General features: G+C 55.6%; 9 protein-coding genes. 5 read left to right on the top strand and 4 right to left on the bottom strand.

What is annotated here, in order from left to right; translation table 11 throughout:
- Nucleotides 1-122: 122 nt before the first annotated feature.
- The 3 genes from HH216_RS09020 to HH216_RS09030 form a co-directional block, all read right to left on the bottom strand.
- On the bottom strand, nucleotides 123-2,588 hold the full coding sequence (locus tag HH216_RS09020) for a 3-hydroxyacyl-CoA dehydrogenase/enoyl-CoA hydratase family protein (protein ID WP_169550516.1): 2,466 nt from the start codon (nucleotides 2,586-2,588) through the stop codon (nucleotides 123-125).
- 60 nt (nucleotides 2,589-2,648) lie between these two features.
- Nucleotides 2,649-3,119 (bottom strand): MarR family winged helix-turn-helix transcriptional regulator, encoded by a 471-nt coding sequence (locus HH216_RS09025; protein WP_169550517.1) that lies wholly within the window; start codon nucleotides 3,117-3,119, stop codon nucleotides 2,649-2,651.
- 294 nt (nucleotides 3,120-3,413) lie between these two features.
- On the bottom strand, nucleotides 3,414-4,667 hold the full coding sequence (locus tag HH216_RS09030; RefSeq protein ID WP_169550518.1) for a peroxiredoxin family protein: 1,254 nt from the start codon (nucleotides 4,665-4,667) through the stop codon (nucleotides 3,414-3,416).
- Between the two features lie 216 nt (nucleotides 4,668-4,883).
- Between HH216_RS09030 and rsmH the strand changes: the two genes are divergently transcribed.
- From rsmH to HH216_RS09050, 4 genes are all read left to right on the top strand, one after another.
- Complete coding sequence (rsmH, locus tag HH216_RS09035; RefSeq protein WP_169550519.1) at nucleotides 4,884-5,789, top strand: 16S rRNA (cytosine(1402)-N(4))-methyltransferase RsmH; 906 nt, start codon at nucleotides 4,884-4,886, stop codon at nucleotides 5,787-5,789.
- A 51-nt stretch (nucleotides 5,790-5,840) separates the two neighbouring features.
- Nucleotides 5,841-6,293: a hypothetical protein gene (locus HH216_RS09040; protein ID WP_169550520.1), complete on the top strand. Its 453-nt coding sequence runs from the start codon at nucleotides 5,841-5,843 to the stop codon at nucleotides 6,291-6,293.
- The gene (locus HH216_RS09045; protein WP_169550521.1) at nucleotides 6,272-6,610 is read left to right on the top strand and encodes a hypothetical protein; all 339 of its coding nucleotides are present in this window, start codon (nucleotides 6,272-6,274) and stop codon (nucleotides 6,608-6,610) included. The genes HH216_RS09040 and HH216_RS09045 overlap by 22 nt, the downstream gene beginning before the upstream one ends.
- 111 nt (nucleotides 6,611-6,721) lie before the next feature.
- Nucleotides 6,722-8,263, top strand: a complete 1,542-nt coding sequence (locus HH216_RS09050; RefSeq protein WP_169550522.1) for a YifB family Mg chelatase-like AAA ATPase — start codon at nucleotides 6,722-6,724, stop codon at nucleotides 8,261-8,263.
- 86 nt (nucleotides 8,264-8,349) lie between these two features.
- On the opposite strand, the gene HH216_RS09055 is transcribed toward HH216_RS09050, so the two are convergent.
- Complete coding sequence (locus HH216_RS09055; protein WP_254448752.1) at nucleotides 8,350-12,390, bottom strand: S8 family serine peptidase; 4,041 nt, start codon at nucleotides 12,388-12,390, stop codon at nucleotides 8,350-8,352.
- 387 nt (nucleotides 12,391-12,777) lie between these two features.
- Here HH216_RS09055 and HH216_RS09060 point away from each other — a divergent pair, with 387 nt between their 5' ends.
- Nucleotides 12,778-13,245: a hypothetical protein gene (locus HH216_RS09060; protein ID WP_169550524.1), complete on the top strand. Its 468-nt coding sequence runs from the start codon at nucleotides 12,778-12,780 to the stop codon at nucleotides 13,243-13,245.
- Nucleotides 13,246-13,296: the final 51 nt, after the last annotated feature.

The raw sequence follows: 13,296 nt of genomic DNA on the forward strand, positions 1-13,296 counted from the left end.
CAAGGCTTACAGTAGTGTCAGGTCGAGCTGGGCTGGCGTCATAGACCTGATACCATTACAAAAAGAAACGGTATTCGGTAGGTCGTTGAAACCTACCGAATACCGTAAACTAAATACCGCCCCTAGTTACGCAGTGGCTTGCCGCCGGTCAGCAGGCTTTGGATGCGTTCCAGCGTTTTCTTCTCGCCCGACAATGACAGGAACGCTTCGCGCTCCAGATCGAGCAGGTACTTTTCTGATACCGTTTGCGGGCTGCTCAGGTCGCCACCGCAGATGACGTAAGCCAGCTTATCGGCAATTTTCAGGTCGTGGTCGGAGATGTAGCGACCCATCCGCATCGCCGAGATACCCGCTTTGAACAACGCAATACCCGTTTTTCCCTGTACTTTGATATCGGTGCGCGGCTTGGGCTGCGTGTAGCCGTTTTCGGCCAGTTCGACAGCCGCCTGCTTGGCTTCGGCAATTAGACTACTCCGGTTTAGCACGATCTGATCCGTTGAGCGGAGGTAGTTCATCTCACGGGCTTCCTGCGCCGATGTCGACACTTTCGCCGTGGCGATGTTCATGAAAATGTTCTGGAGGATATTCAGTTCGGGGTCGCCGGTCTGGTACAGGTCCGAGGCACGGGCAGCCATCTCTTTGGTGCCGCCACCCGCCGGAATCAGCCCGACGCCAACTTCGACCAGACCCATGTACGTCTCGGCGTGTGCCACGGCGCGGTCGGAGTGAAGTACGGCTTCGCAGCCACCGCCCAGCGTCAGCGTGTGCGGAGCCACGACTACCGGCACCGACGAATACCGCAGCCGCATCATCATGTTCTGGAACTGCGCGATCATGAGGTTGACCTCGTCGAACTCCTGCTCGACGGCGAACATGAACAGCGTACCGAGGTTGGCACCCGCCGAGAATGCTTCCGCCGAATCGTTGCCGATAACCAGGCCCCGGAAGTCTTTTTCGGCCATTGCCACGCCTTTCATCAGCGCTTCCGACACGCCCTGCCCGAAGGTGTTCATCTTACTGCGGAACTCCACGTTCAGGATACCGTCGCCCAGATCGTAGATCGACGCGTCGGCGTTTTTCCAGACCACGTTCTGCGAGGGACCGTCCCCCCGGAGATTTTCCAGAATGATGAAAGCTTCCGTGCCAGGAATGGTTTTGTAGCTCTTCGACGGAATGTCGTAGTACTGCTTCTTCCCACTGTCGACGCGGTAGAACGACTCGATACCCGCGTCGAGCATGTCGTAGACCCACTGCGCGGGTTTTTTGCCCTGTGCTTCGATCAGTTCGACGCCTTTGCGAACGCCGATTGCGTCCCAGGTTTCAAACAGGCCCACCTGCCAGCCAAAGCCAGCCGTGATAGCTGCGTCGATGCGGTAGAGTTCGTCCGAAATTTCGGGGATGCGGTGGGTTGCGTACTGAAAACCGTCGGCGAAAGTCCGGCGGTAAAATTCGCCCGCCTTGTCGGTGCCAGCCAGCAGTACGGGGAACCGCTTGCGCAGGTTGTCGATGGCTTTGGTGCCTTCGAGCGTCGCGAATTTGACTTTCTGCGACGGCTTGTACTCGAATGTTTTCAGGTCAAGTGCCTGAATTTCGGTCTTGCCCGTCGCATCTTTCGATTTCTTGTAGTACCCCTGACCGGTCTTGTCGCCGAGCCATTTATTCTCCATCAGCTTCTGCACTGACGCAGGCAGCTCGAAACTCGCCCGCGACTCGTCGTGCTCCATCTTCACCAGATTGCCCGCCACGTTGACGGTCGTATCCAGCCCCACCACGTCAGATAACCGGAACGTGCCTGACTTCGGCCGACCTACTACTGGCCCCGTTAGCTTGTCGACTTCTTCGACCGTCAGGCCCATGTCTTCAGCCACGCGGATCGTCTGAATCAGCGACTGAATGCCAAGTCGGTTGGCGATGAAGCCGGGGGTGTCTTTGCAGAGTACGGTGGTTTTGCCGAGGTACAAACTACCGTAGTTCATCAGGAAATCGATCACGGCCGGGTCGGTGTCGGGGCCGGTCGCGTCGGCGAGCGGAATGATTTCGAGCAGCCGCAGGTAGCGGGGCGGGTTGAAAAAGTGCGTACCGCAGAAGTTGCGCCGGAAGTCGTCGCTGCGCCCTTCGGCAAGCAAGTGCATCGGAATACCCGACGTGTTCGACGTAATCAGTGTGCCCGGCTTGCGAAACTGCTCGACCCGCTCATACACCGACCGTTTCACGTCGAGCCGTTCGACCACCACTTCGATGATCCAGTCGTAGGTAGCGATTTCGCTCAGGTTATCGTCAAAATTGCCGAGCTTGATACGACTGGCAAATTTAGCGCTGTAGAGCGAGGCCGGACTTGCCTTGAGCATCGTCTGGAACGCATCGTTAACAATCCGGTTCCGCACCAGCGGGCTGTCGGTCGTTAACCCTTTGGCTTGCTCAGCTGCGTTTGGCTCTTTCGGTACAATGTCGAGCAGCAGCACGTCGACGCCGACATTGGCGAAGTGGGCGGCAATGCGCGATCCCATGATGCCCGACCCCAGCACGGCAACGCGCCGGATGGTCCGGTTTTTCGATTGAGTTTTCGGTTTTTCCAAGGTAGCTTCCATGTGTAGAATCGGCCTGATGGCCGTATGTCGAAATCAGGTGTTTAGTCGCTTGTGAAGGGCTTATTCGAGCGTCAGCTCTTCCGATTCAGTCGATTTGATCTTGGTGTTTTCTTCTTCGACCAGCCGGTTGATGTCTTTGATGACGTCGAAGAAAACGACCAGCTTGTCGAGGGGTATATTCTCCCGAATGAGGTTGTTGAACTGAATGACGCCGTCGCGGGCCATCTCCCGCTTTTCGCGGCCCGCTTCGGTCAGGTAGATACGCACAAACCGTTTGTCGTTGCCATCGACTTCGCGCCGGATCAGCCCACGTTCTTCCAGATTTTTCAGCATCCTGACCAGTGAACGGGGTTCCATACCCAGCAGCGGGCCGATTTTCGTAGCGGGCGTACCCTCGTCGAGATCGATGTTGAGCAGCACGTAGCCAATTGCCATCGTAATATCGAACTGAGCCGCGTAAGCATTATACATCCGGGAAATGGCGTGCCACCCCCACTTGATGTGAAAGTCAACAGTTTTCTCCTTTTTCATGGCGATGTTGTCCTGTTCTTCTGCGAGGTAAAGCTACTATTTTTTTGGAAAAAGGTATGCATGCATACTGTTTTGTCTGTGATTGTCTTGAACTGTGATTTTTGTGATTACGCTGATGGACTATGATTTCTTTTTCTTTAATTATAGTCCATCAAAGCAATCATTATTAATCACAGTTCAAGATTGTCTGAACTGTGATTCCCGCTGATTACATGATGAACTATGATTTCTTTCCTTTCTCGGAATCAGCGGAATCATGTAATCACAAAAATCATAGTTCAGACAAATCACAGTTCAAGACTCTGCCAGTAGCTTGTCGATCAATCGGTTAAACTCGTCGACGTACTGATCGTAATACTTACCCGTGCCGGGGCCGCTGAAACCGGTGTATATCTGTCGAACCTTCCCTGCTTTGTCGAGAATGATTGTAGTTGGGAAGGCAACAACGGCGTTCAGATCAGGCAGGGCTTTGGCGGCTTTCGCCTTGTCATTGGTACCAGCCAGAACGATCGGGTAATCAATCTTGAACCGCTGCTTCATCCGCTCAATCTTCGGCCCGGATTCGTTCATCTCTGCTGACCGCTCGAACGACAACCCCAGAATCTCAACCCCGCGCTGCCGGTTCTTTTTATACCACGGACTCAGGAAATTCGTCTCGTCCATGCAGTTGGGGCACCATGAACCCATAATCTGTACGACTGTCACTTTGCCCTTGTAGCGCGGGTCGGTCAGCGAAACAACGTTACCGCTGGGCTCGGGGAATGAAACAGTCAGCGTTTTTGACCCCGGCTTCAGATACGTCAGCGTAGCGGGGTCGGGAAGTTTGGCGGTGGGGTCGGCTTTGGCTACCCACGATTCATAACCAGAGATACCGGCCCAGAAACCACCCGTCAGCATCTTCGTTGCCGGGTCGTGCTTTGCCTTGAACAGAAACAGGTGCGAGCCGTCGAAACAGGATAGAAACAGGCTGTCGCCGACGGCGTTGCCGTCGAGATAGCGGTAGTCGCCGGTGGGGGTCAGGAACGTGCCCGACACACGATTGCCACTTTGTTTAAATACGCCCACAGCATTGACCGTATCGACCTGATTGCGCTTGTTGCTGAACTCCGTCGCCCAGGTACCGGCTACGGTATTTTTTGCTGATTTGGCATCAGGAACAAACCGGTACGTGGGGCCAAGTTCGGCCTGAAAGGGGAGGGTTAGGGTTTGCTGCGCTGTCCGGTGCCGACGCCAGGTACCGGTTAGTTTGCTGCCATCAATTTTTGCGACCAGCTCCGAGTCGAACAGGGCCATCGGAATGCGAATCGAGTCACCTGTTACCGTAGCAGAATCCATCGCCAGCCGCTCAGTGCCGTTGATCGCAAACACAGCATATGTGTTAGCCTGTTTGCCCGGTTCGATGGCCAGCCCGAACGGCAACTGACCGCCTTTGGTTTGAAGCGTAGCCCGGTACGTACCAGACTTGACCGGAGTGGGTTGGGACTGACCCGAGCAGGAAAACGCCAGACCAGCCAGACCGATCAGCAGTGAAAAAGGAGGGAAGCGCATAGGAAACGAGTAAAATATAAACTGGAACTGCCGAATTTACCCCAAAACGCAATGCGTTGGCTATTAGTTGTTGGATGGGTATTTTCGACAGGATTACAGGATGGGCAGGATTTTACGGAACAGAATAGCCTGTCAATCCTGTAATCCTGTCGAAAACACTCCGGCGGGGTTTTGTTAAATTTGCACAGCGCGGCTTTGTTACGGCCGCCTTTCTACATGACTGAGTATCACCAGCCCGTTTTATTACAAGCCTGCATCGACGGGCTGAATCTGCAACCCGGCGGCACCTACGTCGACATTACGTTCGGCGGTGGCGGACACAGTCGCGAAATCCTGAATCAACTGGAAGGGGGCCGCTTGTTCGGGTTCGATCAGGATGCCGACGCCCGCGCCAACGCACAGGCCATCGGCGACTCCCGGCTGACGTTCGTGGCGTCGAACTTTCGCAACATCAAGCGGTATCTGCGGCTGTATGGGGTAACGCAGGTCGACGGTATTCTGGCTGATCTGGGTATCTCGTCGCACCAGATCGATACGCCCGAACGCGGCTTTTCTACCCGTTTTGATGCCGACCTCGATATGCGCATGAATCAGCAGGCCGAGCGTACGGCCCGGGAAGTGGTCAATGAATATACCGAAGCCAATCTGCACCGTATTTTGGGTATGTATGGCGAGATTACCAACGCCCGTACGGCGGCCGGGGCGATTGTGTCGGCCCGCTCGAACCGACCTATAAAGACGATAAATGACCTGAAAGCGGCCCTGCAACGCTATGCGCCCCGGGGCAAGGAAAATAAGTTTTTCGCGCAGGTCTTTCAGGCATTACGCATCGAGGTGAACGAAGAATTACAGGTACTGGAAGAGTTTCTGGAACAGGTGCCCGAGGTGCTTAAACCCGGCGGTCGGCTAGTCGTGATGTCATATCACTCGCTGGAAGACCGGCTGGTGAAAAACTTCATTGCAAAAGGGAAATTCAGCGGAGAAGTCGAAAAAGACCTGTACGGCAACGACCTGAAACCTCTGCAAAGCATCACCCGCAAGCCCGTCGAAGCGACAACCGACGAAGTGGCCCGGAATCCCCGCGCCCGTAGCGCCAAGCTGCGTATCGCGGAGAAAATCTAATGCCCGGCCCAGCCGGATTTGCTGCCTACCACACCACCGTACATACCCTACATGGCCAATCGAGCCGATTTTCAGCAGCTGGCGACCCTGCGCCTGACAGAAGCGCAGACGCTGCTGACGCACCACCTGCCCGATGGGGCGTTTTATCTGGCAGGCTACGCCGTCGAGTGTGCGCTCAAATCAGCCATCTGCCGCACACTGGGCATCGATGACTTCTTCGAGGCTTACTCATCGAAGCCACACGGGGCCAAAGTCCGGGACGACGTCGTGCAGAAATTCAAGACCCACGACTACGGAACCTTGTTGGTGCTGTCGGGTTTGTATCATAAATTGAGTGCTGATTTGTTGATAGACAAAGCGTTGAATGATAGCTGGTCGACATTTCAGAATCAAAACTGGTCGGAGCAACAACGGTACGCGACGGTATCTAAAGCGATGAGTGATGCCGTTGATTTTGTGAGGTCTGTAACCTATTTTCTACAATGGATAAGTCAGCATTGGTAAATCAGACGAGCCGTTTTCTAGATTATCTGAGAAGCGAAAACATACAGGTCGATTTTGCCGCACTTATTCCGGAACACACTCTGTTTCGGCATGACAGCTACGCACTGGTCATTAGTTCGTCATCATTGGCCAATACGCCGGGGCGCACGCGAACGATTGTAGACAGCTGGTTTGCCTTTACGACGCTGGATGAACGGAAATCAGCCGCTATCATGACGTTTCGGGTTTTCGTCACCGTTGACGAGGCTATGCACCATATCAGCGAGCAGGACGTAACTGAGTTTGTTATTCCGATTATCGAGCCGGTACACGTGTAGCGTTGTGTGTTGTTATGCCGAAGCCGACCGGCTAATCAGCCGTCGGCTTTTTTGTGTCCATTCCCGACCGTAGTTTTAGCGGTCCATTTCCATTTTTTTTCGTACTCTGAGATGTTAGCCAAGACCTACGGCGCGGCCGTGTATGGTGTCAATGCCAGTATCATTACCGTTGAAGTAGTCGTCGCGCAGGGGCTGCATTTTCACCTGGTTGGTCTGCCCGATAGTGCCGTAAAAGAAAGCGAGCAACGCGTCGAAGCGTCGCTGAAGTTTTTCGGCTACCGCATGCCCCGGCAGAAAGTCGTCGTCAACCTTGCCCCGGCGGATATTCGGAAGGAAGGGTCTGCCTACGATCTGCCCATTGCGCTTTGTGTGTTGCAGGCGTCGGAGCAGATGGCCGTGCAGCGAAATCTGGAAGACTATGTCATCATGGGCGAACTGGCCCTCGACGGTTCGCTCCGGCCCATCAAAGGTGTACTGCCCATTGCCATCGAAGCCCGGAAAAAGGGCTATAAAGGGTTTATATTACCCGTCGAAAATGCCCCCGAAGCTGCTATCGTGAACAACCTCGACGTGATTCCGGTAGCGACCATGCAGGACGCCGTTGATTTTTTCGAAGGCAAGAAAGACATCGAGCCGCTGGTCAGCGATACGCGCGATCTGTTCAACAGTCAAGTCAATGTGTACGAGGTCGATTTTTCGCACGTGCAGGGGCAGGAAAACATCAAGCGGGCGATGGAGATTGCGGCTGCGGGTGGGCACAACGTTATTATGATCGGGCCACCGGGCGCGGGTAAGACCATGCTCGCCAAGCGGTTGCCCACCATTCTGCCTCCGCTGACGTTGCAGGAAGCCCTCGAAACGACCAAGATTCATTCCGTCGCGGGGAAACTGGGCAGCCGGGCTACGCTGATTGCGACCCGGCCATACCGCGCTCCGCACCACACGATTTCCGATGCCGCTTTAGTAGGCGGGGGCAGTTTTCCGCAGCCGGGCGAAATCTCGCTGGCGCACAACGGGGTGCTGTTTCTGGACGAACTGCCGGAGTTCAAACGCTCGGCGCTGGAGGTGATGCGACAACCGCTCGAAGATCGGAAAGTGAGCATTTCTCGGGCGAAGTGGGCGGTCGAGTTTCCTGCCAGTTTTATGCTCATCGCCAGCATGAACCCCTGCCCGTGCGGCTACTATAATCACCCCGAAAAAGAGTGCGTTTGCGGGCCGGGCGTGGTGCAGAAATACCTCGCCAAAATTAGCGGCCCCCTGCTCGACCGCATCGACCTGCATGTGGAAGTGACGCCGGTTTCGTTCGATCAGATGACGGCCAACCGACCGGCGGAGTCGAGCGAGACGATTCGGGAGCGGGTTATCAAGGCACGCGATCGGCAGACGACACGCTTCGCCGATCAGCCGGGCGTTTATTCTAACGCCATGATGCCTTCGCAGCTGGTGAAGGAGATCTGTCAGATCAGTGATGCGGGGAAGGCGTTGCTGCGTACGGCAATGGAACGGCTGGGGTTATCGGCCCGCGCGTATGACCGCATTCTGAAAGTGTCGCGCACTATCGCCGACCTGGCCGATAGCGACGAGATTCGCATTGAACACCTTGCCGAAGCCATCCAATACCGCAGCCTCGACCGGGAAAACTGGGCGGGCTAGAGCGGGTTCAACGTTTAAGGTCTAATGGTCAAGGTTATTTGCCATCGTGACCAATAACCTTGACCATTAGACCTTAAACCCCAATACTACTGCTTCGTCATGCGTTGTATGCCCAGTGTGCGGTTCTGCTCGTCGGTGACAATGACGAACACCATACCGGCGGGCAGGGTAGATACGTCGACTTCCGACATGTAGATTGTGCCACTGCGTTGCAGGGTGACGGCTTTGAGCGTCCGACCCTGCAAGTCGACCAGCTGAGCGGTTGGTAGTGTTTTCAGCGTTGCATCGGTACTGAGCTTGATCGTTACCAGTTTCGAGGCCGGGTTTGGATAAACCAGCAGTTCACCCGCTGCCGATGTTGGTTCAGCGGCCAGAATGGTTAGATACACATCATCGGCGGTCAGTTCGCCACAACCGTTCACGCTTCCCCGCACCGAATAGCGCCCCGTTTGCGTAACCACGTATGTTGCGCTGTTGGCCCCCGAAATCGCGACGCCATTGAGCAGCCACTGAATATTTGAAACGGCGTTGGTCGTCAGCGTGAAACCGGTGGCTGTGATGATGGGCGCAATGCCGGCGTTGGTCGTGACCGTTACGGCCGCCGAACGCACGGGTAAGCAGGAGTTGCTAACCTGTACGACATAGCTCCCCGCTGTGCCTGCTGCCAACGTGCTGGACGTAGCCCCCGAAATCGCCGTCCCATTCCGATACCACTGGTACGTGTAGTCGGTACCGGTAGTCGCCCGTAAAATGACTGAACTACCCTGACAAATACTGGTTGACCCGCTGGCGGTTATGGCGGCCGTTGCTGCCGTACCCGCTGTTGGGGTTACCGCCACACGCTGCGCCGATGGGCAGGAAAGGGCCCGCACCCGCATGTTGTAGAAGTAATACCAGGCGTTTGTCAGCGTCTGATCTGTATTGTTGCTGTTGAACAGCGCTCCCGTAATCGACACAATCGGCGTACCCGACTGTGTCGTTACCTGATAAGGATAACCCGTTACCGCTGTATTGCTACGGAATATTGATGCACCACCCGCGTAGCCAATCGTGATCTTGTAGTCGCCAGCCGCCGGGATCGACAGATTGAGCGGATAAACAGCGCCCTGATCGTTGGGGTCGTCAACCAGCTGACTGTTCACTGTTGCGGTTAGGCTCTGATTGCGGGTCGGTGTTACGTCGATCGTGACGGTGGAAACAGTCGTGTTATCGAGTTTCTGTACCGTAAACGTCAGCTTACCCGCCGTCCCTATGTACAGCCGGGCACTTTCGATCTGAATCGGAACGGTGGTGCTGATGAGCGGAGCCGGGCCGAAGTTGCCGCTGTAGGAACCACCCCCAAATACGCTTTTCGAAACCGGGCCAATCGCGCTGCTGAACTCGTTCAGACCAGCGTAGACCGTACCACTGGCGGGTACTGTCGGGGCCGATGTCTGATTGCCTGCCGCGATCAGATTCCCGCCCGTTGGTGCGTCGTACCAGTAGGCCACGTTGCCACCCCGATTCAACAGCGATACCGCTCCGTCGGTGCCGCAGCGGGTTGCCGAGAAGAGGCCGTCGTTGGGCGAGTTTGTGGCGGTGCGGCTTACCTGTAGCATGTTGTTTGCGGTAATCAGATCGTTGGAAAGGGCGATCGCGAGTTGAAACTGGTAGGTCTGGCCCGGCGTGAGCGACACGTTGGCCGGCAGGGACAGCGACACCAGCTTTTCTTCAAAAGCCGACAGCGATGTAACAAGGCTCGTTAGTGAGGCAACTTCAGTGTTAGTCGCACTATTGACAATTCGCACCGTAACAGGAATGTTCTGCTGAGCCGCCGTGCCGTAGTTCCGGACGCGCACTGACACAGTCGTTTCGTTGCTGTACTGACTACAGAAATTGTCGGCCGGGGATACCAGCGAAACGATGCCGAGGTCGTTGGCAACCTGCACCGTTTGGAGTACGTAATCCTGCGTTTCACCGGCTCCGTAGGTGCCACAGGCAGTAACCGCATCAGCACTGCCTGTTTCGACCGCGACGATCCGCAGCCGAACGTATTGGCCAGTCGTTACTGAGGTTGGCACGGTAACGGGTGTGCTGAACGCCGAAGGGCCATTCAGGACGGCGGAGGTAGCCAGCAACTCGTTGGCATCCTCGAAGTCGCCATCCTGATTCCAGTCGGCGAAGGCTTTGACAACGACATTAGCCGACGCCCCGCACGTACCCGTCGTAACCGACAGCGGTATTGTCTGTCCCGGCTGTACCGTTGTCGATACCTGCGTATTGTTGGTGTAAGTCGTGCAACCCGTCGATCCGGCCTGATTGATGGTGTTGAACTGCACCCGGTCGATGCGCGTACCGGCCGACGATGACGGAGCCGATGCACAGTAGGCAGTGCCACCGATGCCGCTAATCAGCAGGGCGTAATCCTGGGTGCTGGCGGTGTTGCCGGAGAGCGTTCCCTTGTGCGATACCGTGACCACATACGACTGTCCCGGCACCGGGTTGCTAATCAGCACTTGTTCGTAGTTGTCGCGGATGTTGTCGCCCCGGACGGCGGCATTGCCAGGATTGGCCGGGTCCAGTGTCCAGGGCTGTGTGGTCGTTGTACCGTCGCTGACGCGAATGTCGAGGTCGTTTACCAGTCTGGGCGTCCGGTTGTTGAGTATGCCCCCGGCTGTTGACGTGGTTACGGCCGTACCCGCCGGATCAGTCCAGGCAATACTGGCCGTCAGTGGGCCGCGTCCAGACGCTACCACCGTCAGGCTGTACGTCCCGCTTTGCGCCAGCGTCCGTTCGTCCATCAGGTGGTTACTACTGGTGTTGAGCAGCACCCGCCCTACTTTTTCCATGTTGAGCAGACCCCAGCCAAATCGGTAATCGGGTCCGGTGGTCGTACCGGCTTCGTCGGCGGTATGCAAGGCCAGGCCGCGCAGGGTCGAGGAGCGCATGTATTTGCCGCTGTTACGCTGGGCGTACAACTCCTGCGCCAGCAACAGTGACCCCGCCACGTTGGGCGACGCCATTGATGTTCCCTGGTAGGTAGTGTACGCACTATCGTTGGTAGAAATGCTCGACAGTACGCCCACACCCACACCGGCGAGGTCGGGTTTGATACGGCCATCGTCGGTAGGTCCCCAACTGCTGAAACTGCCCAGCGATACGTCGGCAGCCTGGTTATAGCCATTCGTCAGAAGCCCCACGGCAGCAATCGACAGGATGTTTTTGGCGACGCTGTTGGTTGGAATCTGGTCGTAGCCGTTCTGATTGTTGCGGGGTGTTGTTACGAGCGTGGTGCCATTGCCGAGGTAGTACGGCTGCCCATCGCCCGGGCCGTTGTCGCCGTGGCTGTTGCCCGCCGATTTGACGATCAGGTAGTACGGTGAGTTGTACATGATCTGGTCGAAGGCGCGGCCCTGGCTATCGTACAGGCCGAACTTGTAGTCTTCCGTTTTGCTGATCGTGGTGTCGCCCCACCACTCCCATTGGTTTGGTGTCGTGCGGGTATCGTCGAATACCCAGCCCGCGTTGAAGCCGTACGAGTGATTCGATACGAGCAGGTTTGGGGCAGCGGCTGTCATTTCCGATATGTCGCTGCTGAAATCGTACGCCCGCAGGTTTGCCCCGTAGGCCATACCCTTCACCTGCGGATTAACGCCAGCCGCGATCATGATGCCGGCTACGTGGGTGGAGTGGTCACTGAGCGAGGATGAACTGTCGATCTGCGTAACCCGGCTGGCTCCGCTGCTGGTGCGGAATTCGACGTGCGTACTCCGTACGCGGCCGCCGTCCCAGATACCCAGCTTGTTGGTCAGCGTACTGCCCGACAGCGACAACCCCAGGCTACCTCCGCTGTAGAATGAATTGGTTCGGGTCGTGATGCCCGCCTGTGTCGTGCTGAATGTTCGTTTGTAGAGCAATTCACCCCGTTCCGTAATGCCGCTCAGTATGGTTACGGTACCGTCGGGATGCTGCTCGGTAATGGGCCGATTCAGGCGACGGGCTACGGTCAGAGCCTGCCGATAATTGGCCAGTTCGGCGTCGGTGAGACTTTTTTGCAGGCTAACCTGCTGAATTTTCTGCTGCTCCGAGTACTGCGCCAATGGCCTGGGCTGGGCCAGTACGCACAGGGAAAAAGAGGTAAGCCACAACGTAAGTAAGTAGTAAAAAAAACGACGCGAAAGGTATTGCATAGAATCGGAATTAGCGGGCTGGCAAAGCAGGTATCGAATGTACAAAGACGATACGACAAAACGAGGATAGATGTTGCGAAGACGTCGCGTTTACGATTGATTAACACCCTTTTAATTCGTCAGTCTATTGATTTCTGTTTGTGGAAATATGGGCCGGTCTTCATCCTGGAAGTACATAGGGACGGACAGATCATGAATCGAGCATATACATGTTGCCAATATCACTACGCAAGGCGCGGAGTGTACACTATAGTTCTACTGGTTTTGCTGCTAAGCAAACCGTTGCCCGGACGAAGCCAGCCGGATTCTGTCGCCCTGCCTAAAATCGAATTTCAGGATAAGGTGATGGAACGAAATCTCCATGCCTTCGCCAGTCAAAACCGGGATAAAATTATCAAGGTCGATATGCGTATGCAGGATAGCGTTCGCGTCTATACCATCATAGGTGTGTTTATGCTGCAAACGCTGGAAAGTCTCGCCGATGTCCGGTACATAACGTGGGGGCAGTGGTATGGCCGCACCGTCGTGTTTTCGGGTGACTCGACGCTGTTCCAACTGTGCATCGTTACCAGACCTGCGCCCGTTGATAGACTGATCGACTATGCAGCGGGTATATTTGGTGAGAAGCGTACAATCAAAAAACAACGGTGGGTCCAAATCGCTGATGGTCTGGTGGAAGAGCTGGGCGAAGCCGTAACTGCCTGCGGAATGCCCGAATGGGAAATTGGCGTAAAAAATAACCGGGAAGAGTGGCTATGGATGAAGGGCTACTATGATTCGCGAGACATCGTTGTCCCCGGCACGTTCAGATGATAGGCTGTTTATGCGGCTGATAATCAATTAATTCATGCGCTACGATTAAAC

The sequence above is a fragment of the Spirosoma rhododendri genome, assembly GCF_012849055.1.
GTDB lineage: Bacteria > Bacteroidota > Bacteroidia > Cytophagales > Spirosomataceae > Spirosoma > Spirosoma rhododendri.

Coding starts and splice junctions, on each gene's coding strand:
- HH216_RS09020 (WP_169550516.1), bottom strand. CDS start 2,588: ATGGAAGCTACCTTGGAAAAACCGAAAACTCAATCGAAAAACCGGACC.
- HH216_RS09025 (WP_169550517.1), bottom strand. CDS start 3,119: ATGAAAAAGGAGAAAACTGTTGACTTTCACATCAAGTGGGGGTGGCAC.
- HH216_RS09030 (WP_169550518.1), bottom strand. CDS start 4,667: ATGCGCTTCCCTCCTTTTTCACTGCTGATCGGTCTGGCTGGTCTGGCG.
- rsmH (WP_169550519.1), top strand. CDS start 4,884: ATGACTGAGTATCACCAGCCCGTTTTATTACAAGCCTGCATCGACGGG.
- HH216_RS09040 (WP_169550520.1), top strand. CDS start 5,841: ATGGCCAATCGAGCCGATTTTCAGCAGCTGGCGACCCTGCGCCTGACA.
- HH216_RS09045 (WP_169550521.1), top strand. CDS start 6,272: ATGGATAAGTCAGCATTGGTAAATCAGACGAGCCGTTTTCTAGATTAT.
- HH216_RS09050 (WP_169550522.1), top strand. CDS start 6,722: ATGTTAGCCAAGACCTACGGCGCGGCCGTGTATGGTGTCAATGCCAGT.
- HH216_RS09060 (WP_169550524.1), top strand. CDS start 12,778: ATGGAACGAAATCTCCATGCCTTCGCCAGTCAAAACCGGGATAAAATT.